The organism is Streptomyces sp. NPDC002092, assembly GCF_053593775.1.
This window is the reverse complement of sequence record NZ_JBSFDG010000008.1, coordinates 148,994-169,388: the sequence shown is the minus strand read 5'-3', so window position 1 is coordinate 169,388 and position 20,395 is coordinate 148,994. Positions and strand designations below refer to the sequence as shown.

At 70.2% G+C, this 20,395-nt stretch carries 19 protein-coding genes and 1 pseudogene; 10 read left to right on the top strand and 10 right to left on the bottom strand.

All coding sequences use genetic code 11. From position 1 onward, the window contains the following. Positions 1 to 227: 227 nt before the first annotated feature. Entirely contained in the window at positions 228 to 1,943 is a 1,716-nt protein-coding gene (locus ACWCRD_RS20070; RefSeq protein ID WP_450967362.1) for a CDP-alcohol phosphatidyltransferase, read from the top strand. 16 nt (positions 1,944 to 1,959) lie between these two features. Here the strand turns inward: ACWCRD_RS20070 and dusB are convergent, their stop codons facing one another. Continuing rightward, the gene (gene dusB / locus ACWCRD_RS20065) at positions 1,960 to 3,102 is read right to left on the bottom strand and encodes a tRNA dihydrouridine synthase DusB (protein ID WP_450967150.1); all 1,143 of its coding nucleotides are present in this window, start codon (positions 3,100 to 3,102) and stop codon (positions 1,960 to 1,962) included. Between the two features lie 98 nt (positions 3,103 to 3,200). Between dusB and ACWCRD_RS20060 the strand changes: the two genes are divergently transcribed. Then, positions 3,201 to 4,646 carry an MFS transporter gene (locus ACWCRD_RS20060; protein ID WP_450967149.1) on the top strand — a complete coding sequence of 482 codons (1,446 nt, stop codon included), beginning with the start codon at positions 3,201 to 3,203 and terminating at the stop codon, positions 4,644 to 4,646. A 153-nt stretch (positions 4,647 to 4,799) separates the two neighbouring features. On the opposite strand, the gene ACWCRD_RS20055 is transcribed toward ACWCRD_RS20060, so the two are convergent. Continuing rightward, entirely contained in the window at positions 4,800 to 5,714 is a 915-nt protein-coding gene (locus tag ACWCRD_RS20055; protein ID WP_450967361.1) for a helix-turn-helix transcriptional regulator, read from the bottom strand. A 110-nt stretch (positions 5,715 to 5,824) separates the two neighbouring features. On the opposite strand from ACWCRD_RS20055, the gene ACWCRD_RS20050 reads away from it, so the two are divergent. The 3 genes from ACWCRD_RS20050 to ACWCRD_RS20040 all read left to right on the top strand — a co-directional run bounded on the left by ACWCRD_RS20050 (position 5,825) and on the right by ACWCRD_RS20040 (position 8,796). Further along, positions 5,825 to 7,252: an MFS transporter gene (locus ACWCRD_RS20050; RefSeq protein ID WP_450967148.1), complete on the top strand. Its 1,428-nt coding sequence runs from the start codon at positions 5,825 to 5,827 to the stop codon at positions 7,250 to 7,252. Between the two features lie 109 nt (positions 7,253 to 7,361). Beyond that, positions 7,362 to 7,577, top strand: coding sequence for a hypothetical protein (locus tag ACWCRD_RS20045; RefSeq protein WP_450967147.1), 216 nt, complete (start codon positions 7,362 to 7,364; stop codon positions 7,575 to 7,577). Positions 7,578 to 7,662: 85 nt separating this feature from the next. Beyond that, positions 7,663 to 8,796, top strand: coding sequence for a serine hydrolase domain-containing protein (locus ACWCRD_RS20040; RefSeq protein WP_450967146.1), 1,134 nt, complete (start codon positions 7,663 to 7,665; stop codon positions 8,794 to 8,796). Between the two features lie 146 nt (positions 8,797 to 8,942). Here ACWCRD_RS20040 and ACWCRD_RS20035 read toward each other — a convergent pair whose 3' ends face one another. The 4 genes from ACWCRD_RS20035 to ACWCRD_RS20020 all read right to left on the bottom strand — a co-directional run bounded on the left by ACWCRD_RS20035 (position 8,943) and on the right by ACWCRD_RS20020 (position 12,245). Then, complete coding sequence (locus ACWCRD_RS20035; RefSeq protein WP_450967145.1) at positions 8,943 to 9,533, bottom strand: TetR family transcriptional regulator; 591 nt, start codon at positions 9,531 to 9,533, stop codon at positions 8,943 to 8,945. Between the two features lie 18 nt (positions 9,534 to 9,551). Continuing rightward, positions 9,552 to 10,544, bottom strand: a complete 993-nt coding sequence (locus ACWCRD_RS20030; RefSeq protein WP_450967144.1) for a transposase — start codon at positions 10,542 to 10,544, stop codon at positions 9,552 to 9,554. A 77-nt stretch (positions 10,545 to 10,621) separates the two neighbouring features. Beyond that, a complete protein-coding gene (locus ACWCRD_RS20025) occupies positions 10,622 to 11,143 on the bottom strand; it encodes a hypothetical protein (protein WP_450967143.1) in 522 nt (173 codons plus the stop codon). 91 nt (positions 11,144 to 11,234) lie between these two features. Next, positions 11,235 to 12,245: an aldo/keto reductase gene (locus tag ACWCRD_RS20020; RefSeq protein WP_450967142.1), complete on the bottom strand. Its 1,011-nt coding sequence runs from the start codon at positions 12,243 to 12,245 to the stop codon at positions 11,235 to 11,237. A 155-nt stretch (positions 12,246 to 12,400) separates the two neighbouring features. On the opposite strand from ACWCRD_RS20020, the gene ACWCRD_RS20015 reads away from it, so the two are divergent. Further along, entirely contained in the window at positions 12,401 to 13,447 is a 1,047-nt protein-coding gene (locus ACWCRD_RS20015) for a chitinase (protein ID WP_450967141.1), read from the top strand. A gap of 40 nt (positions 13,448 to 13,487) precedes the next feature. Here the strand turns inward: ACWCRD_RS20015 and ACWCRD_RS20010 are convergent. Together ACWCRD_RS20010 and ACWCRD_RS20005 are read right to left on the bottom strand one after the other, a co-directional pair. Beyond that, positions 13,488 to 14,096: pseudogene (locus ACWCRD_RS20010) on the bottom strand (LysE family translocator); the annotation flags it as partial. A 151-nt stretch (positions 14,097 to 14,247) separates the two neighbouring features. Next, the gene (locus tag ACWCRD_RS20005; RefSeq protein WP_266954994.1) at positions 14,248 to 15,630 is read right to left on the bottom strand and encodes a glycine--tRNA ligase; all 1,383 of its coding nucleotides are present in this window, start codon (positions 15,628 to 15,630) and stop codon (positions 14,248 to 14,250) included. 162 nt (positions 15,631 to 15,792) lie between these two features. On the opposite strand from ACWCRD_RS20005, the gene ACWCRD_RS20000 reads away from it, so the two are divergent. The 4 genes from ACWCRD_RS20000 (at position 15,793) to ACWCRD_RS19985 (ending at position 18,949) form a co-directional block, all read left to right on the top strand. Further along, complete coding sequence (locus tag ACWCRD_RS20000) at positions 15,793 to 16,752, top strand: metal ABC transporter substrate-binding protein (RefSeq protein ID WP_450967140.1); 960 nt, start codon at positions 15,793 to 15,795, stop codon at positions 16,750 to 16,752. Continuing rightward, positions 16,749 to 17,555, top strand: a complete 807-nt coding sequence (locus ACWCRD_RS19995; RefSeq protein WP_450967139.1) for a metal ABC transporter ATP-binding protein — start codon at positions 16,749 to 16,751, stop codon at positions 17,553 to 17,555. The genes ACWCRD_RS20000 and ACWCRD_RS19995 overlap by 4 nt, the downstream gene beginning before the upstream one ends. Positions 17,556 to 17,565: 10 nt before the next feature. Next, positions 17,566 to 18,468 (top strand): metal ABC transporter permease, encoded by a 903-nt coding sequence (locus ACWCRD_RS19990; protein ID WP_450967138.1) that lies wholly within the window; start codon positions 17,566 to 17,568, stop codon positions 18,466 to 18,468. Between the two features lie 61 nt (positions 18,469 to 18,529). Next, positions 18,530 to 18,949 (top strand): Fur family transcriptional regulator, encoded by a 420-nt coding sequence (locus ACWCRD_RS19985; protein ID WP_390692018.1) that lies wholly within the window; start codon positions 18,530 to 18,532, stop codon positions 18,947 to 18,949. Positions 18,950 to 18,952: 3 nt separating this feature from the next. Here ACWCRD_RS19985 and ACWCRD_RS19980 read toward each other — a convergent pair whose 3' ends face one another. Together ACWCRD_RS19980 and ACWCRD_RS19975 are read right to left on the bottom strand one after the other, a co-directional pair. After that, positions 18,953 to 19,486 (bottom strand): YcxB family protein, encoded by a 534-nt coding sequence (locus ACWCRD_RS19980; protein WP_450967137.1) that lies wholly within the window; start codon positions 19,484 to 19,486, stop codon positions 18,953 to 18,955. A gap of 55 nt (positions 19,487 to 19,541) precedes the next feature. Further along, positions 19,542 to 20,393 carry an isoprenyl transferase gene (locus tag ACWCRD_RS19975; protein ID WP_450967136.1) on the bottom strand — a complete coding sequence of 284 codons (852 nt, stop codon included), beginning with the start codon at positions 20,391 to 20,393 and terminating at the stop codon, positions 19,542 to 19,544. Between the last annotated feature and the right edge of the window lie 2 nt (positions 20,394 to 20,395).

The window sequence follows — 20,395 nt, the reverse complement described above, 5'->3', positions numbered from 1 at the left end:
GCCCACGCGCCGCTGGAAGCCGCAGTCCGCACCCGCACGAGAGCCGCTGCTCGCACGCCGCTGCATTGACCAGGCGTTTGCCCGGTGTTTGCCTCGCCCCCTGAACAGGCGGCCGAGGCAGCCCGTACGAGATGGCGGCGGGCCGAGCGGGTCCTGAAACCGATCCGCGTAGCCTCCCCAGCGTGGCCCGCCGCCTTGTCACGGGCCATGCGCGGAAGGACCTTCGGGTGCAGCCGGACACCGTCGAGAACGTCATAGAAGGCACGGCACCCGAGGTCGAGCCGCTCGCCACCCGGCGGGAACGGCACCCAACCGCCGTACGCAACATCCGGTGGGCGGTCACCGTGCTCGCCGCCGTGCTCGTCCTCGGCGCCCTGCTGCTGCCGAACAAGGAGAGCGCGCTGCACGCCGACCGGTTCCTGCGCATACCGGTGGAGGCGATCCTCGGGGCCGCCGCCGCGCTCGCCCTGCCGCGTCGGCCGCGGATCGTGGTGGCGGTGTTGTCGGGGGCCGCGCTCGGTGCGGTGACGATCCTGAACCTGCTGGACATGGGGTTCTGGGAATACCTCGGGCGGTACTTCAACCTGGTGCTGGACTGGGAGCTGCTCCCCGACGCGCAGTCGTACGTCGAGGACTCGATGGGCAAGGCAGTGGCGATCGGCGCGACGGTCGGTGCCGTCGTCCTCGTACTCCTCCTGCTCACCCTCATGGCGCTGGCGATGGTCCGGCTCAGCAACGTGCTGGCCCGCAACAAGCAGGTGGCGACCCGGGGGACGCTGGCCGCCGCAGTCGTCTGGGTGCTGTGCTCCGCGCTGGGGCTGCAGATGGCCGGGGTGCCGCTCGCGTCCGACCGTACGGCCGGGGCGGTGGTGGTCCAGGCGAAGCGGGTGCGGCAGACACTCAAGGACGAGGCGGAGTTCCAGAAGGTCGCCAAGGTCGACGAGTTCGGCAACACACCGCCCGGCCAGCTGGTGCCGGATCTGCGCGGCAAGGACATGATCTTCACGTTCATCGAGAGCTACGGCCGCAGTGCGATCGAGGACCCGGTCGAGGCGCCCGGCGTCGACGCGACACTCGACGCCCGCACCAAGGCCCTCGCCAAGGCGGGCTTCCACGCCAAGAGCGGCTGGCTGACGTCGGCGACCTACGGCGGCAGCAGCTGGCTCGGTCACTCCACCACCATGTCGGGCCTGTGGATCAGCAACCAGCAGCGCTACCGCACGCTCATGGCGAGCGACCACATGAGCCTCACCGAGGCGTTCAAGAAGACGGGCGACTGGGACACGGTCGGCATCATGCCCGGTGTGCAGAAGAGCTGGCCGGAGTCGAAGTTCTACGGCCTGGACTCCTACCGCAACGCCTTCCAGATGGGCTACAAGGGCCCGAAGTTCAGCTGGTCGACGATGCCCGACCAGTACGCACTCCAGCAGTTCCAGAACCTGGAGCACAGCAAGAAGCGCAGCAAGCCCCTGATGTCGCTGGTCATCCTGACCTCCAGCCACCAGCCGTGGGCGCCGATCCCCAAGATGGTCCCCTGGGACGACCTCGGTGACGGCTCGGTCTTCAACGCCATCCACAACGCCGGCAACAAGCCGTCCGACATCATCGCCAGCTCGCCCAGGTCCCAGGCGGAGTACGGCAAGTCGGTCCAGTACTCGGTGACCGCCCTCACGCAGTGGCTGGAGCGCTACGGCAACGACAACACCGTCCTGGTCTTCCTCGGCGACCACCAGCCCATCGCCCGCGTCAGCGGCAACCACGCCAGCCGTGACGTGCCGATCTCGATCGTCGCCAAGGACCCCAAGGTCCTCGACAAGATCGACGGCTGGGGCTGGTCGGACGGCCTGCGCCCGGCGCACAACGCCCCGGTCTGGAAGATGAGCGCGTTCCGCGACAAGTTCCTGACGGCCTACGGCTCGACCCCGCACCCGAAGAAGGGCTGAGGAGGCAGGCGGGGGCTCAGCCGCCGGAGGTGTCCAGCTCCGCGTCCTCGCCGATCCCCGCGCAGTCGTACGGGTCCTTCAGCCAGCCGTCCGGCAGGACCACCCGGTTGTTGCCGGACGTGCGGCCGCGGGGGCCGTCGGCGCCGGCGGGCCAGGGCTGGTCTAGGTCCAACTCGTCCAGCCCGGCCCGGAGTTCGGCGAGGGAGGACGTGATCGCGAGGCGCTTGCGCATCTCGCTGCCGACCGCGAAGCCCTTCAGATACCAGGCCACGTGCTTGCGGAAGTCGACGACGCCCTTGGACTCGTCGCCGATCCACTCCCCGAGGAGGGTGGCGTGGCGGACCATGATGTCGGCGACCTCACGGAGGACCGGGCGTGCGATGTCGTCCGTGCGGCCCTCGAACGCCGCCACCAGGTCCGCGAACAGCCACGGCCGGCCCAGGCAGCCGCGGCCGACGACCACCCCGTCGCAGCCCGTCTCCCGCACCATCCGCAGCGCGTCCCGGGCCGACCAGATGTCGCCGTTGCCGAGGACCGGGATCTCCGGCACATGCTCCTTGAGGCGGGCGATCGCGTCCCAGTCCGCCGTGCCGCCGTAATGCTGGGCGGCGGTGCGGCCGTGCAGGGCGATGGCCGTCACGCCCTCCTCGACGGCGATCCGGCCGGCGTCGAGGAAGGTGATGTGGTCGTCGTCGATGCCCTTGCGCATCTTCATGGTGACCGGGAGGTCGCCCGCGCCTGAGACCGCCTCACGCAGGATGGCGCGCAGCAGGTTGCGCTTGTAGGGCAGGGCCGAGCCGCCGCCCTTGCGCGTCACCTTCGGGACCGGGCAGCCGAAGTTCAGGTCGATGTGGTCGGCGAGGTCCTCCTCCGCGATCATGCGGACGGCCTTGCCGACGGTGGCCGGGTCGACGCCGTACAGCTGGATCGAGCGCGGCTTCTCCGTCGCGTCGAACTGGATCAGCTGCATGGTCTTCTCGTTGCGCTCGACCAGCGCCCGGGTCGTGATCATCTCGCTCACGAACAGGCCCTTGCCGCCACTGAACTCTCTGCACAGGGTGCGGAAGGGTGCGTTGGTGATCCCGGCCATCGGGGCCAGGACGACGGGCGGCTCGACGGTGTGCGGGCCGATCTGCAGCGGGGACACGGGCGTGGGCATTGGCCCATTGTCGCGCATCGACAGTGATCATGTAGCAGCCATTAGTTAGCAGCACTATTAGTTAGACACACTATCGATGCGGGCGTAAAGTGACACGCATGCCCGAGCTCAGCCACCGCCGACGCTTCCTGGTCCTCGCGATCTGCTGTATGAGCCTGCTGATCGTGAGCCTCGACGTCACCGCACTGAACGTCGCCCTGCCGTCGATGCAGCGCGAACTGCACGCGAGCACCGCCGGACTGCAGTGGACCATCGACGCGTACACGCTGGTCCTGGCCTCGTTGCTGATGCTCTCCGGCTCCACGGCCGACCGCATCGGCCGCAAGCGCGTCTTCATGGCGGGCCTGATCATCTTCACGGCGGGCTCGCTGCTGTGCTCCCTCGCCCCGAACCTCGACTCTCTCATCGCCTTCCGCATGATCCAGGCGGTCGGCGGTTCGATGCTCAACCCGGTCGCCATGTCGATCATCACCAACACCTTCACGCAGCCGGCCGAGCGCGCCCGTGCGATCGGCGTCTGGGGAGGCGTCGTCGGCATCTCCATGGCCGCGGGCCCGCTGGCCGGCGGGCTGCTGGTGGAGTCGGTCGGCTGGCGCTCGATCTTCTGGGTCAACCTGCCGGTGGGTCTCGCGGCCCTGCTGCTCACCCTCCGCTACGTTCCCGAGTCCCGCGCGCCCAAGGCCCGCCGCCCCGACCCCGTCGGCCAGCTCCTGGTGATCGCCCTCTTCGGCTCCCTGACGTACGCGATCATCGAGGCCCCGACCTCGGGCGCGGCCTTCGTGCTGCCCTTCGTCGCGGTCGCGCTGGCCGCCCTGGCCGGGCTGCTCTGGTACGAGCCCCGTCGCGACGAACCGCTGATCGACCTGCGGTTCTTCCGGTCGGTGCCGTTCAGCGGGGCAACGTTGATCGCGATCAGCGCGTTCGCAGCGCTCGGCGGGTTCCTGTTCCTGTCGACGCTGTATCTGCAGAACGTGCGCGGGTACGACGCCCTGCACGCGGGGCTGTGGATGCTGCCGATGGCGGTGCCGACCTTCCTGTGCGCGCCGCTGTCCGGGCGGCTGGTGGGGAGCAGGGGGCCGCGGCTGTCGCTCCTCGTCGCCGGCGCGGCCATCACGGCGAGTGCGGTGCTGTTCGCCGGGTTCGAGGCCGAGACGTCGAACGTCACGCTGTTCGTCGCGTACCTGTTGTTCGGCATCGGGTTCGGCTTCGTGAACGCGCCGATCACCAATACGGCGGTTTCCGGTATGCCACGCAGTCAGGCCGGCGTGGCCGCCGCCGTGGCCTCCACGAGCCGGCAGCTCGGGCAGACGCTGGGCGTTGCGGTGGTGGGGGCGGTGTTGGCCTCGGGGGTCGGATCGTCGTCGTACCGGGACGTGTTCGTCTCGGCGTCCGTGCCGGGGTGGTGGATCCTCACGGGGTGTGGGGTTGCGGTTCTGGTGCTCGGGGCGCTGAGCAGTGGGCGGTGGGCTCGGCGGAGTGCTGAGCGGACTGCTGCGCAGCTTGACTCTGCCGAGGTGCGCCAAGCCGCGGGGGTCAGTGCGTAGCTTGGCGGGTGCGGGTGAGTGGGGGCTTGTCGCGCCCACGCGGCGGAGCCGCAGATCGACTCAGCCCCGCGCCCCTCAAAAGCCGCTGCACCTACGCCGTTTCCCCGCGCCCCTTCACGGCCGCTCCACCCGCGCCAGTCCCCCCGCGCCCCTTCAAGGCCGCTCCACCCGCGCCGGTTGAGATGCGCCCTTCCTGAGGGCCAGCTCGTGGAGCCTCTCCAGCCGCACCCTCGACTCCTCGTCCGCCGGGACGTACGTCACCATCCGTGACCCCAACTCCGGGCCCAGCCACAGTTCGGACTGGTCGAGGACCACGCGGCCCACCAGGCGGTTGAGGAACTCCTTGCGTCTGCTGTGGGCGGCAACCACCTCGTGGCGCTCCCAGGCCTCGCAGAACTCCGGGTACTCGCGCAGGCGCTTGAGGAGCATCTTCCAGGCCGGTTCGGTGAGATGGCCGGCCATGGCGGCGCGCAGGCGGGCCGCCATCAGGCGGCGGGTGTCCTCCAGGTGCACGATCGAGTTGCGCCAGTCGTCGTTCGTGTAGGACAGCAGGATGCAGTTGCGGTCCTCGGGCGGTACCGCCTCCAGGTCGCACAGCAGCAGCCCGAGAGTGCGGTTGTGGGCGAGGATGTCGTACCGGCTGTTCTGGACGCTGGCGGGGTACGGCTCCAGTTGCTCCAGCATGGCCCGCAGGGCGGGTGTCACCGACGGGCACAGCAGGGCCGGGGTCGGGTCCACCGCGCCGGACAGCTGGAAGAGGTGGGCGCGCTCGGTGGCGTCGAGCATCAGGGTGCGGGCGAGGGCGTCGAGGACCTGGACGGAGACCTGGATGTCGCGGCCCTGTTCGAGCCAGGTGTACCAGGTGACGCCGACCGCGGAGAGCTGGGCGACCTCCTCGCGCCGCAGACCGGGCGTGCGGCGCCGGCGGCCGCGCGGGAGTCCCACCTCCTCCGGGGTGATGCGTTCGCGGCGGCTGCGCAGGAAGGCCGCCAGCTCATGGCGCCGCACCTCGGCGCTCGTGCCGTGCGAGCGCGGGGCCGCCGTCCGCTGGGTCGTCACCTGAGTCATCGTCGCCATGCCTCCAGCCTGCCGCCCCGCGGACACTGTTTCCAGGTGGTTCTTCTACCAGGATAAGAAGACTCTGGTACCAGCCTGAGAGGGGGCGCACGCTCGGAAGCGTGACCGAAACCATCACTACACGCACCGTCCGCTCGCCGGCCGCGCCACCCTCGCTCGGCAGCCTCGGACTCTTCACCGTGCTGCTGGCAGCGGCACTTCCTCTCATCGACTTCTTCATCGTCAATGTCGCCCTGCCGACCATCGGCAGGGATCTGCACGCGAGTGAGGCCGTTCTCGAGCTCGTCGTCGCGGGGTACGGGCTCGCGTACGCCGTCCTGCTCGTCCTCGGCGGACGGCTGGGCGATCTGTTCGGACGGCGGCGGCTCTTCCTCGGCGGGGTGGCGGCCTTCGGGCTGACCTCGCTGGCCTGCGGACTCGCGCCCAACGCCTGGGCCCTGGTCGCGGCGCGGGTCGCGCAGGGCGCGGCGTCCGCCGCGATGCTGCCGCAGGTCCTCGCCACCATCCAGGCGGCGACCTCGGGACAGCGGCGGGCGAAGGCCATGGGCCTGTACGGCGCCACGGCCGGGCTGTCCATGGTGGCCGGGCAGATCCTCGGCGGGATCCTGGTCGCCGCCGACATAGCCGGAACCGGCTGGCGCTCGGTGTTCCTGGTGAACGTGCCGGTGGTGATCGCGGGCCTGGTCCTCGCGGCCAAGGCCGTCCCGGAGACCCGCTCCCAGCACCCGGAGCCGGTCGACGGCCCCGGCACCGTCCTGCTCACCGCCTCCCTCCTCGCGCTGCTGGCCCCGCTCACCGAGGGCCGTTCGGCGGGCTGGCCGCTGTGGACATGGCTGTCGCTGGCGGCGTTCCCGTTCGTCGCGGCCGCGTTCTACGCGGTGGAGCGCCGGGCGGACCGCCGTGGCCGTACGCCGCTGGTCCCGCCCAGTCTCTTCGCGCTCACCTCACTCCGCCGCGGACTGGTGATGATCGTGCCGTTCGGCGTCGGCTTCAGCGGCTTCATGTTCGTCGTCGCGGTGGCGCTGCAGCGGGGCGCGGGGCTCGGACCGGTCCCGGCGGGGCTGGCGCTCGCACCGATGGCCGTCGTCTTCTTCTTCGTCTCGCTCGCCGGGCCGCGGCTCGTCGCCCGGTACGGCACCCGGGTGGTGACCGCCGGTGCGCTGATCCAGGGGGCGGGCGTGGGCCTGATGGCGCTGGCCGCCTGGCGGTCCTGGCCGGACCTCGGCTTCGTCGAACTGCTCCCCGGAGCGGCTCTCGCCGGCGCCGGTCAGGCGCTCCAACTCCCCATCATCTTCCGGGTCGTGCTGTCCGAGGTGGAGCCCGCGAGGGCCGGTGTCGGCAGCGGCGTGATGATGACGACCCAGCAGTCGTCCCTGGCCCTCGGGGTGGCGGCCCTCGGCACCCTCTTCCTCTCCCTGGTCCCGGGGCTCGGAATGCGGGACGCCCTGGTCACCACGCTCCTGACCCAGTTGGGCTGTGTGGTCCTGACCGGCCTGCTCAGCCTGCGCCTGCCGCGCACCATCGGCTGACGCCCGCGCGATCCTGTGTGGAATCGGCCACGGCTTGGTCAACTCGCCGTGCGGAAGTCCCTGTTGATGTTGGTCTTGCTGCACACTCCTGTGCCGGAGGCGAGACATCATGCTGGAGATCAACACGAGCAAGGTGAGCCGCTGGGACCAGCACGGGCGCGAACACGTCGTCAGAGTGCAGCGCAAGGGCGCGCAGCGCATGATCAGATGTGACACGTGCGGCTGGCGCAAGGGTGCGCAGTTCCTGCCCTGGCTGAAGGCGGAGGAGCATCTGGCGCAGGAGCACCAGGCGACGGTGGATCCGGCGGGGCCGTCGGACGCGTAGGGCTCACGGGAGCGGACGGCCCGATGACTTTCCGCCGTCCCGGCAGTCGTACTCAGGACGACCGCCCACCCCGGAAGGCCGACCGATGAGCACTCTGCACGACACCCTGCAACGGCACGTCGACGAGGGCTCCGTGCCCGGCGCCGTCGCCCTGGTGGCCCGCGGCGACAACGTCGAGGTGGTGACCGTCGGCTCGGTGGACACCGAAGGCACCGCCCCGATGGCCAGGGACTCCCTCTTCCGTATCGCCTCCATCACCAAGCCGATCACGGCGGCGGCGGTGCTGATGCTGGTGGAGGACGGGCTGCTCGGCCTGGACTCACCGGTCGAGGAGTGGCTGCCGGAACTGGCGAAGCCGGTCGTGGTCCGCACCCCCGGCGCCCCCGTCGAGGACGTGGTCCCGGCGGCCCGCCCGATCACCGTCGAGGACCTGCTCAGCTCCCGCACCGGCTGGGGCTTCCCCGCCGACTTCTCACTCCCCGCAGTGCAGTTGCTGTTCACGGTCCAGAAGGACGGCCGGAACCTCCAGGACTGGCCGGACCACGACACCTGGCTGCGCCTCCTCGCCCAGGTGCCGCTGCTCCACCAGCCGGGCGAGGCCTGGCTCTACGGCACCTCGTCCGATCTGCAGGGCATCCTGGTCGCCCGGGCGTCGGGCCGTACGCTCCCCGAATTCCTCACGGAACGGATCTTCGAACCGCTGGGCATGCGGGACACGGCGTTCGAGGTCCCGTCCTCGAAACGGCACCGCTTCACCTCGTCCTACGCACCGACGCCGGACGGCACCCTGGAACTGACGGACACCCCGGACGGCGAGTGGAGCCGCATCCCCCGCTTCCACTCGGGCGGCGGCGGCCTGGTCTCCACGGCCGACGACTGGCTGTCCTTCGCCCGCATGCTGCTGAACTCCGGCGGAGGCCTCCTCTCCCCCGCCTCGGTCAGCCGCATGACCACCAACCACCTCACGGCCGAGCAGCGGGACGCCGTCCCCCTCTTCCTGGAGGGCCAGGGCTGGGGCTACGGCGGCCAGGTAGACGTCACCCCGGCAGACCCCTGGAACGTCCCCGGCCGCTACGGCTGGGTGGGCGGCACCGGCACAACGGCCCACATCATCCCGCCCACGGGAACGACCACGATCCTGCTGACCCAGGCGTCGATGACAAACCCGACACCGACGCCGGTGATGCGGGACTTCTGGGCGTGCGTGGCGGGCGACTGAAGCGGGCCTCAGTGAAACCGCTGCGGTCCGGGAGCGCCCCATAGGGGCGCGGGGCTGTATTAAATTTGCGGCTTCCGCCGCGCGGGCGCGACCGGCCACGACGGACCCGCAGCCGATGAACAGCCCGTCAAGGACCCCGACGGCGCTCAGCGCCGCAGCCCCCGCACCAGCAGATCCACCACCGCCTCGAACTCCCCCTCCACCCCCGGCCGTTCCCACTCCCTGGCGTAACCGGGGTCATGGAAGCGGCCCGTGGCCTGAAACAGCGCACGCGCGGTGGTCACCGGATCCGCGACTGCGAAAACCCCCGCTTCGGCCCCCGCCCGCACGATCGCGGTCAGCTGGCCGGTCAGCTCGGCGACATGGCCGCTGACCACCTCCCCCGCCTCACCGGCCAGGACCGAGTACGTGGCGAACAGCTCGGGATCCCCGCCCGCCTTGCGCCGCTTGGCCGCGAACAGCGCCGCGAGCCACTCCCGCACCCGCGCCTCCGGGTCCCGCTCCGCGTCCGCGGCGATGCCCGCCAGCTCCTGGGTCGCACGGTCCAGCCACCGCTTGGTCACCGCCTCCCGCAGCGCCGCCTTCGTACGGAAGTGGCGGTAGACGCTGCCGTGGCTGACGCCGAGCGCGCGCGCCACGTCGACCACGGTGGCCTTGGCCGGGCCATGGCGGCGCAGCACCTCCTCGGTCGCCTCGAGGATGCGCTCGGCGGTCAGGGTCTCGCTGGTGGCAGGCATGGCTAGACGGTACCGTTCCTAGGGTTGTTGGCCTGTACTGGCCAACTCGCCATAATCCGGACGCGCGGTCCGGTGGTCCCCCGAACGGTCTTGGGGGCCGGGGAACAGCGCGAGCTGGTCACCTCGGCGCAGTCGGGTCTCGTCGCCCGGGGTGGGCGTGCCCGCTGTCCTGGGTGGGCTCGCGGTCCCGCACGCCCTCGGCAGAGACAGGGCCTGGCCGGTAGCTCCCCGTGCCACCATCCTCCGGTGGTGGCCGGTCACACCTGGCCGACGCCGAATCCCATAACCGAGGGCGCGCCTGCCGATGGCCACCGCAGCACTGTGATGTCGGGTGACCGTGGTCTTCCTGGTCTGGGTTTGCAGGGGTGTGGTCCAGTGCTGTGCGCCCCAGCGGCTGGTGTAGGCCGGGTCGACCGCGACCACCATCAGCCCCGCGTGGTGGGCCATGCCGCGCAGGCGTTCACGGAAGCGGGCGGTGGGGATCCCGGCCACCGTGCGGCGGAACGTCTTGCCGCGCCTGCCCCGGCCCATCGTCTCCCGCCCGGTGGCGCGGGCGTCGGCGAAGCCCAGGTTCTCGATGGCGACCCCGGCACAGCCGTGCTGCCGGGCGAGGACGATCAAAACGCTGATCGCGGCGCGCAGGCGGCCGTCCCGGGTGCTGGCGGGGCCGGTCAGGTCGAGCGGGACGGTGACCGGGGCACCGACGGGGTTGCCGTGTGGGTCGAGGACGCAGACGGCAAGGTGGTCCGCGTTCAGATCAACGCCCAGCAGTCGAACACCACAGGCTTTGATCTCATCCGGGGTGGGCGGCACGGTGGTGTCGGCCGTCCAGCTTGCGTCCAGGTACCAGCGGCCGCTGACCGGGTCACAGACGATGTCATAGCGGACGGCCCGGTGCACGGTAACCCGGTCGAGCCACTCCTCACGGCGGTGCGAGAACCCCACCGTGCAGGACAGCCGGTAGCGGCCTCGGGGTGCGTTGGCCAGATGCCGCAAAGGTTCGGGCAGCACGAGGGTCACCGAGCCGTCTTCGGGATCGACGCCGATGGTGTAGTTGCCGTGCGGGGCGCCGGACTCGCCGTCCGCGGTCAGGAACAGCCGTGCCGCCTGCCAGCGCCGGCGCCACTCGGTCCCGTCAGCTGCGCGTCGGCCAGGTGGTGCCGCAGCCTGGCCAGGCGTCGGCCCCCGACCGCGATCGACGGCCGCCCGGAGGCGATCTTTGCCTCCACGGCCGCGAGCCGGGCCTTCAGCGCCTGCATTCGGCACTGCTTCTGGGCCCGCTCGCCCTGGTCGGCATAGCCGCGCACCCCGTCTTTGGAGCGTTTGCCGCAGGGGGCGGCCAGGCGGCGGCTGATGGTGCGGATGGCCCGGCGCAGCCCGGCCCGCTCGTCGTACAGGCAGCGCATGGACAGCTGGTACTGGTCCTCGCTGACCCGGGTCATCGCCCCCGCCCAGCGGGAGGAGAACACCGCAGTCAGCCTCTTCTTCCGCTCCGCCCGCCGCGTGCCGTTCGCCGCGACCTGGCCGAGCCGCACCCGCTCGGCCAGGTCGGCCCGCTGCAGGTGGCCCAGGTGTTCCCCTGCCAGGCGCAGGACCTTCTCATCGGCCACCGACGGACGCAGCCGGTCCCGGATCCGGGCACCCGACGGCGCGGCCACCGTGAACGGGGCTTGCCCAACAGCTGCCCACCCGGCACCGTGATCAGCGCTCACTGTCGAGCATGGCCATCTGGGCGGGGGCGTAACGCTCCCCGGCGGCCGCGTCCGCGGGCACGGCGGACTCGATGGCGGCGAGGTCGGCCGCGTCCAGGGTCACGTCCGCCGCGCCCAGCGCCTCGCCGAGCCGCTCGCGGGTGCGGGCGCCGACCAGCGGCACGATGTCCTCGCCCCGCGACAGCACCCAGGCGATGGCGATCTGCGCGACGGACACGCCCTTCTGCTCGGCGATCTTGCGGAGCGACTCGACCAGCGTGAGGTTGTGCTGGAGGTTGTCGCCCTGGAAGCGGGGCGAGTGGGCGCGGAAGTCGGTGGCCGCGTACGCCTGGCCGGGCGTGACATGGCCGGAGATCAGCCCGCGGGAGAGCACGCCGTACGCGGTGACCGCGATGCCCAGTTCGCGCAGGGTGGGCAGGATCTCCCGCTCGGGGCCGCGGGAGATGAGCGCGTACTCGATCTGCAGGTCGGCGATCGGGGCGGTGGCGGCGGCCCGGCGGATGGTGTCCGCGCCGACCTCGCTGAGGCCGATGTGGCGGACGTACCCCTTCTCGACCAGTTCCGCGATGGCACCGACGGTCTCCTCGATCGGCACGTCCGGGTCGAGGCGGGCGGGGCGGTAGACGTCGATGCGGTCGACGCCGAGGCGCTGGAGGGAGTACGCGGCGGAGGTCTTCACGGCGGCCGGGCTGCCGTCGAAGCCGTACCACTCGCCGTCCGGGCCGCGCTGGGCGCCGAACTTCACGCTGAGCAGCGCGTTCTCCCGCAGCGCGGGCGGGGCGGTGCGCAGGGCCTCGCTGATCAGCAGTTCGTTGTGGCCCATGCCGTAGAAGTCGCCGGTGTCGAGCAGGGTCACGCCGGCTTCCAGGGCCGCGTGGACGGTGGCGATGGACTCGGCGCGGTCCGCCTCGCCGTACATGCCGGACATGCCCATGCAGCCGAGGCCGAGGGCGGAGACCTGGGGGCCGGTGGTTCCGAGGTTTCGGGTTCGCATCGTCATGCGCTCCACTCTGACATGGCAGATGACAGATTTCAATATCTGTCATTCCAACTTTGCCACCACACCTCAGGCTGGTCCAGACCTATTGACGAAAGGTCTGGACCAGAGCACTGTCATGCCTACGACACCTCACCGATCCCCCACCGGGAGGCCCGATGCTCAGCCGCACCCTGGCCCTGCTCGCCACCGCGCTCGCGACAGCCGCCGCGACTCAGCTGCCCGCCGCCCCCACCGCCTCGGCCGCCGACACCTGCGCGGTCAGGTCGAGGCCTGCCGGAAAGGTCCTCCAGGGCTACTGGGAGAACTGGGACGGCTCCGCGAACGGCGTCCACCCGCCCTTCGGCTGGACCCCGATCGCCGACTCCCGCATCCCCGCACACGGCTACAACGTGATCAACGCGGCCTTCCCGGTGATCCGTTCCGACGGAACGGCCCTCTGGGAGGACGGCATGGACTCGGGTGTGAAGGTGGCGACGCCCGCCGAGATGTGCGCGGCGAAGGCGTCCGGCGAGACGATCCTGCTGTCGATCGGCGGAGCGGCGGCGGGCATCGACCTCAGCTCGTCCGCGGTGGCCGACAGGTTCGTCTCGACGACCGTCCCGATCCTGGAGAAGTACAACTTCGACGGCATCGACATAGACATCGAGACCGGCCTGGTGGGCAGTGGGAACATCACCCAACTCTCCACCTCCCAGGCCAACTTGATCCGCATCATCGACGGGATCCTGGCCCGGATGCCGTCGAACTTCGGCCTCACCATGGCCCCGGAGACGGCCTACGTCACCGGCGGCAGCATCACCTACGGCTCCATCTGGGGCGCGTACCTGCCGATCATCAAGAAGTACGCCGACAACGGCCGACTGTGGTGGCTGAACATGCAGTACTACAACGGCAGCATGTACGGCTGCTCGGGCGACTCGTACCAGGCCGGCACGGTGGCGGGTTTCGTCGCCCAGACCGACTGCCTCAACAAGGGTCTGGTCGTGCAGGGCACGACGATCAAGGTGCCGTACGACAAACAGGCTCCCGGCCTCCCCGCCCAGCCGGGCGCCGGCGGCGGCTACATGTCACCGTCCCTCGTCTCCCAGGCCTGGAAGCACTACGGCACCGCGCTCAAGGGCCTGATGACCTGGTCGATCAACTGGGACGGCTCGAAGAACTGGACGTTCGGAGACAACGTGAGGACACTGCAAGGCCGTTGAGCCCAGGCGCCCGGCATCGCGGCACCCCGCGGAGCGACTGCCGCGCAGTCAGCGCCAACTTGGCCCCCAGCGCCACGAACGACCCCGCGAACCCCCGCCGCAGCCAGGCCATCACCCGCGGACGCGAGGTGACACGGCTGCGGACCGACGCGGCGAGGATCCCGTACGCGGCGAAGACGACGAAGGTCGCCAGCATGAACACGCCGCTCAGCCACAGCATCCGCGGCAGCGCACGCGGCGCACCCGGATCCACGAACTGCGGCAGGAACGCGAAGAAGAAGATCGTCAGCTTGGGATTGAGGAGGTTGATGAGCACACCGCGGACGATCACCCGCCCCGCCGAGCTCGGGGCGGCCCCCTCGTCCACAGCGATCGCCTCCTTGTCCCGCACCGTCGCCCACGCCATGTAGAGGAGACAGGCGACACCGGCGTACTTGAGGACCTGGAAGGCGGCCGCGCTCGCGTTGAGCAGCGCGGCGAGCCCGGTCACGGTGGCCAGCACATGCGGCACGATCCCGACCGTGCAGGCGAAGGCGGCGACGACACTCGCACGGCGGCCGTGCGACAGCCCGGCCGCCAGGGTGTAGACGACACCGGTGCCGGGCGTGGCGACGACGACAAGGGTGGTGAGGAGGAAGGCGAGGCTCATGGGCTCAGCCTGACCATGGAGCGGCCCCCGACACAGGGCCAATGCGAGACCTGTATCGGGGGCCACCATGGAACTTGTCAGCCCGTCCGGCTTTTGGGGACGAGGCCCCTTCAGGGCCGATCGGGGGCCTGGGGGCGGAGCCCCCAGGAACCTACGCGCCGACCAGCCGCCCAGCGAGGTAACCCTCGATCTGGTCGAGAGACACCCGCTCCTGCTTCATGGAGTCACGCTCACGCACCGTCACCGCATTGTCGTCCAGCGTGTCGAAGTCGACCGTCACGCAGTACGGCGTACCGATCTCGTCCTGGCGGCGGTAGCGACGGCCGATCGCGCCCGCGTCGTCGAACTCGATGTTCCAGTTCTGGCGCAGCGCCTGGGCGAGGCCCTTGGCCTTCGGGGACAGCTCGGGGTTGCGGGACAGCGGCAGCACCGCGACCTTCACGGGCGCCAGACGGTGGTCCAGGCGCAGCACCGTGCGCTTCTCCATCTTGCCCTTGGCGTTGGGCGCCTCGTCCTCGACGTAGGCGTCGAGCAGGAAGGCGAGCATCGCCCGGCCGACACCGGCCGCCGGCTCGATGACGTACGGGGTCCAGCGCTCGCCGGCCTCCTGGTCGAAGTAGAACAGGTCCTGGCCGGAGGCCTTGGAGTGTGAGGAGAGGTCGTAGTCGGTGCGGTTGGCGACGCCCTCCAGCTCGCCCCACTCGTTGCCGCCGAACTGGAAGCGGTACTCGATGTCGGCGGTGCGCTTGGAGTAGTGGGAGAGCTTCTCCGCCGGGTGCTCGTACCAGCGCATGTTCTCCTCACGGAGACCAAGGCCCGTGTACCAGTTCCAGCGCTGCTCCATCCAGTACTCCTGCCACTTCTCGTCCTCGCCCGGCTTGACGAAGAACTCCATCTCCATCTGCTCGAACTCGCGGGTGCGGAAGATGAAGTTGCCGGGCGTGATCTCGTTGCGGAAGGACTTGCCCATCTGCGCGATGCCGAACGGGGGCTTCTTGCGCGAGGTGGTCTGCACCTGGGCGAAGTTGGTGAAGATGCCCTGCGCGGTCTCGGGGCGCAGGTACGCGATCGAGCCGGAGTCCTGCGTCGGGCCGAGGTGCGTGGACAGCAGGCCCGAGAACTGCTTGGGCTCGGTGAACTGGCCCTTGTTGCCGCAGTTGGGGCAGTTGATGTCGGCCAGGCCGTTCTCCGGGAGGTGGCCCTTCTTCGCCTCGTAGGCCTCCTCCAGGTGGTCCGCGCGGAACCGCTTGTGGCAGGAGGTGCACTCGGTGAGCGGGTCCGTGAAGGTGGCGACGTGGCCGGAGGCGACCCAGACCTCGGGGGCCAGGATCACGGACGAGTCGATACCGACCACGTCCTCGCGCGACGTCACCATGTAGCGCCACCACTGGCGCTTCAGGTTCTCCTTGAGCTCGACACCCAGCGGTCCGTAGTCCCAGGCGGCGCGCTGGCCGCCGTAGATCTCGCTGCACGGGAATACAAAGCCACGGCGCTTGCTCAGGCTGACGATGGTGTCGATCTTGTCGGCGGCCACGGTGCTCTCTTCATTACGACGACGGGCGACGAAGCAATCTCTTGGGAGCAGTGCTTCAGAGCGAATGCTTCAGGGTACCGGCGGGGGCTCCCCCTCAATCAAATCGGTGCCCACCCAGATGTTTGTTGACAACGGTTTCCATCTTTGTTGAAAATGACTGTCATGAACGTACGACGACGCCTCATATCCACCGCGGCCACGGCCGCGGTCACCGCCCTCGGCCTGACCACCCTCTCCGCCTGCTCCAGTGAGAGCGCCGCCGCGGGCAACACCGGCAAGTTCGACGTCGTCGCGTCGTTCTACCCGCTGGAGTTCCTCGCCGAGGAGATCGGCGGGAACCATGTGCACGTCACCAACCTGACCCAGCCCGGGCAGGAGCCGCACGACCTGGAGATCAGCGCCCGGCAGACCGCGCAGCTCCAGGAGTCCGACGCGGTGCTCTACCTGAAGAACCTCCAGCCCGCCGTCGACGACGCGGTGGCCCAGTCCGAGGTCAAGACGAAGATCGACGCAGGCGCCCTCACCTCGCTGGAGAAGCACGGCAACGAGGTCGGCGGCCACGCGGCCTCCCACGACAGCTCCAAGAACGAGGAGCTGGCCGGCCTCGACCCCCACATCTGGCTCGACCCGGTGCGGTACGCCCAGGTCGCCCAGGGGGTCGGCGCCGCCTTCGCGAAGGCGGACCCGGACCACGCGGCCGACTACAGGAAGAACACCGCGGCCCTGGTCAAGAAGCTCGACGCGCTCAACACCCGGTTCAAGGACGGCCTTTCGGGCTCCAAGTCGAAGGTGTTCGTCACCACGCACGCCGCCTTCGGCTACCTCGCCGAGCGCTACGGCCTGACCGAGGAGGCCATCAACGGCCTCGACCCCGAGTCCGAGCCGAGCGCGGCCCGGGTGAAGGACCTTGAGAAGATGGCCAAGGCCGACGGCGTCACGACCGTGTTCTACGAGACGCTCGTCAGCGACAAGACCGCGAAGACCATCGCCGCCGACGCCGGCCTGAAGACGGACGTCCTCGACCCGATCGAGGGCATCACGTCGAAGTCCCGCGGCAAGGACTACTTCTCGGTCCAGGAGGCCAACCTCAAGGCGCTGCAGACGGCCCTGGGATCCAAATGACGTTTACGGAGGACGACATGGGCGTGGGCGCAGCAGGTGAACCCGGCACGGAGCCCGTCATAGCGATGCGCGGGGTCCGGGCCGACCTGGGCTCGCGCCCCGTCCTGCGCGGGATCGACCTCACCGTGGCACGCGGCGAGGTCGTCGCCCTTCTCGGCGCCAACGGCTCCGGCAAGTCGACCGCGATCCGCACGATCATCGGCCAGGTCCCGGTGAGCGCCGGCGAGGTCGAGCTGTTCGGCACGGAGCGCAGGCGGTTCCGGGACTGGGCGCGGGTGGGGTATGTGCCGCAGCGCACGACCGCCGCGGGCGGCGTTCCCGCCACCGTCACCGAGATCGTGTCGTCGGGCCGGCTCTCCCGGGCCCGTTTCGGTGTGCTGCGCAAGGCGGACCACGCGGCCGTACGCCGGGCCCTGGAGCTGGTCGGTATGGCCGACAGGGCCAAGGACTCGGTGAACGCCCTCTCCGGCGGCCAGCACCAGCGCGTGCTGATCGCCCGCGCGCTCGCCGCCGAACCCGAACTGCTGATCATGGACGAGCCGATGGCGGGCGTGGACCTGGCCAGCCAGGAGGTGCTCGCGCAGACCCTGCGGGAGCAGGTCGCGGCCGGTACGACGGTACTGCTCGTCCTGCACGAACTCGGGCCGCTGGAGCCCCTCATCGACCGCGCGGTGGTGCTCCGCGACGGCTGCGTCCTGCACGACGGGCCGCCCCCGCGGGCCGTCGGCCAGCACGCCCTGCCCGGCCACGACCACGTACACCCCCACGAGCACACACCCGTGCGCAGCGGCCTGCTGAGCTGATGGATCGGTAATGGACTTTCTCGACTTCGCCTTCATGCAGCGGGCCCTGCTCGCCGCCGTCCTCGTCGGCATCACCGCCCCGGCGATCGGCATCTACCTCGTGCAGCGCCGCCAGGCCCTGATGGGCGACGGCATCGGCCATGTGGCGATGACCGGCGTCGGCCTCGGCTTCCTGCTCTCCGCGTCCCCGGTCTGGATGGCCACTCTCACCTCCGTGCTCGGCGCGGTCCTGATGGAGCTGATCCGCTGGTACGGCCGCACCCGCGGCGACATCGCCCTCGCGATGCTCTTCTACGGCGGCATGGCCGGCGGCGTGATGTTCATCAACCTCGCGCCGGGCGGCTCGAACGCCAATCTGACCTCGTACCTGTTCGGCTCGCTGTCGACCGTCTCGGAGTCGGACGTGACGGCGATCTGCCTGCTCGCGGGCTTCGTGGTGCTGGTCACCCTCGGTCTGCGCCGACAGCTCTTCGCCGTCAGCCAGGACGAGGAGTTCGCGCGGGTCACGGGCCTTCCGGTGCGCGCCCTGAACCTCCTGACCGCCGTCACGGCGGCGGTGACGGTGACGGTCGCGATGCGGGTGGTGGGCCTGCTGCTGGTGAGCGCCCTGATGGTGGTGCCCGTGGCGGCGGCACAGCAGTTGAGCCGCAGCTTTGCGGCGACCTTCGCGATCGCGGTGGCGATCGGGGTCTCCGTGACCATCGGCGGCACGATCACGTCGTACTACCAGGACGTGCCGCCCGGCGCGACGATCGTGCTGCTGACCATCGCGGCCTTCATGGCACTGACCGCGCTGGCGGCCCCGCTGGCCCGCCGCCGCGCCCGTGCCGCAGCGGCCGGACAACCCGCCGACGACCCGGCGGAGTGTGCAATTCCGGCCGCGCGCACCCCCGAGGGGAAGGTCGGCGTCTGACTGCGCACGGGCCGGGCTGGCACAATGGCCCGGCAAGCGCAGACGTAGGAGGAGGCAACCGGTGACGACCGCTGGACCGCCCGTGAAGGGCCGCGCCACCCGGCAGCGTGCCGCTGTGGCGGCGGCGCTCGACGAGGTCGACGAGTTCCGCAGCGCGCAGGAACTCCACGACATGCTCAAGCACAAGGGCGACTCGGTCGGCCTGACCACGGTCTACCGCACCCTCCAGAACCTCGCCGACGCCGGCGAGGTCGACGTCCTGCGCACCTCCGACGGCGAGTCCGTGTACCGCCGCTGCTCCACCGGTGAACACCACCACCACCTCGTGTGCCGCGTCTGCGGCAAGGCGGTGGAGGTGGAGGGCCCCGCGGTGGAGAAGTGGGCGGAGGCGATCGCGGCGGAGCACGGCTACGTCAACGTGGCGCACACGGTGGAGATCTTCGGCACCTGCGCGGAGTGCGCCGCGACGCAGAAGAACTGAGCCTCAGACGCGGGTCAGGTTGCGGTCGAGGATCTCCCGCAGCCGGTCCGCGTCCGCGGGGTTCTGCAGGCCGCGCTTGGGCAGGACCGTGAAGCAGGTGGCGTTCTTGTCGTCGCTGAAGGTGAAGAAGGCGTCCTTGGTCTCCCGATAGCGGGGCTGCGCGGCCCAGTTGACCGACGTCGTGCTGTTGTCGGTCGTCATCGTCAGTCCGGCGTCCGTCACCGTCGCGCGGTAGGTGCCGTTGCGAGCGGCGATCTTGATGACCGTGCGGGCCGTCAACTGCGGCATGAGCAGCAGGATTCCCGCGAACAGCGGCATCCAGATCAGCGGAAACCAGTCGACGTGTCCCCCGGTGAGCGCAGCCGCGATCTCGATGACGAAGGCCACGGCGACGAAGCCGACCGTCCACCTCTGTATCTTCCCCGCCCGGTTGAACCGTCTGCGCTCCCGCAGCGCCCCCGAGAAATCCGCCGCGACCGGCTGATACACCAGCTCGACCACGCCCTGTTCGGCGTCCCGCCCCATGTCCATGACCATGAGGCGGGATAGTACAGGCGCTTTTCGGCCGCCTGGTGAACAGCTTCGGCCGAAGCTACGAGGTGGCCGGGCCGCCCCGCATGTCCCGCTCCATGGCGAGCAGTTCCTCGTTCGGGACGGCGCCGCCGAAGCGGCGGTCGCGCGAGGCGAACTCCATGCACGCCCGCCACAGGTCGCGGCGGTCGAAGTCCGGCCACAGCACGTCCTGGAAGACCATCTCGGCGTATGCGCTCTGCCAGAGCAGGTAGTTGGAGGTGCGCTGCTCGCCGCTCGGCCGCAGGAACAGGTCCACGTCCGGCATGTCCGGGTAGTAGAGGTACTTGGCGAGGGTCTTCTCGGTGACCTTGGAGGGGTCGAGGCGCCCCGCCTTCACGTCCTCCGCCAGGGCCTGCGCGGCGTCGGCGATCTCCGCGCGACCGCCGTAGTTCATGCAGAAGTACAGCGTGAGCCTGTCGTTGTCCTTGGTCTGCTCCTGCGCGACCTGGAGCTCCTTGGCCACGGACTTCCACAGCTTGGGCATACGGCCCACCCAGCGCACCCGGATGCCGAGTTCGTCGAGCTGGTCGCGGGTCTTGCGGATGAAGTCCCGGTTGAAGTTCATGAGGAAGCGGACCTCTTCGGGCGAGCGCTTCCAGTTCTCGGTGGAGAAGGCGTAGAGGGAGATGTTGCCGACGCCCATCTCGACGGCGCCCTGCAGCACGTCCAGGACGCGCTCGGCGCCCACCTTGTGGCCCTCGGTGCGCGGCAGCCCGCGCTCCTTCGCCCACCGGCCGTTCCCGTCCATGACGATCGCCACATGGTTCGGGACCAGCTCGCCCGGCAGCTTCGGCGCGCGGGCGCCGGACGGGTGCGGCTCCGGTGCCCTGTACTCGCGGCGCTGGCGTCCCAGGATCCCGCGTACGACCATGT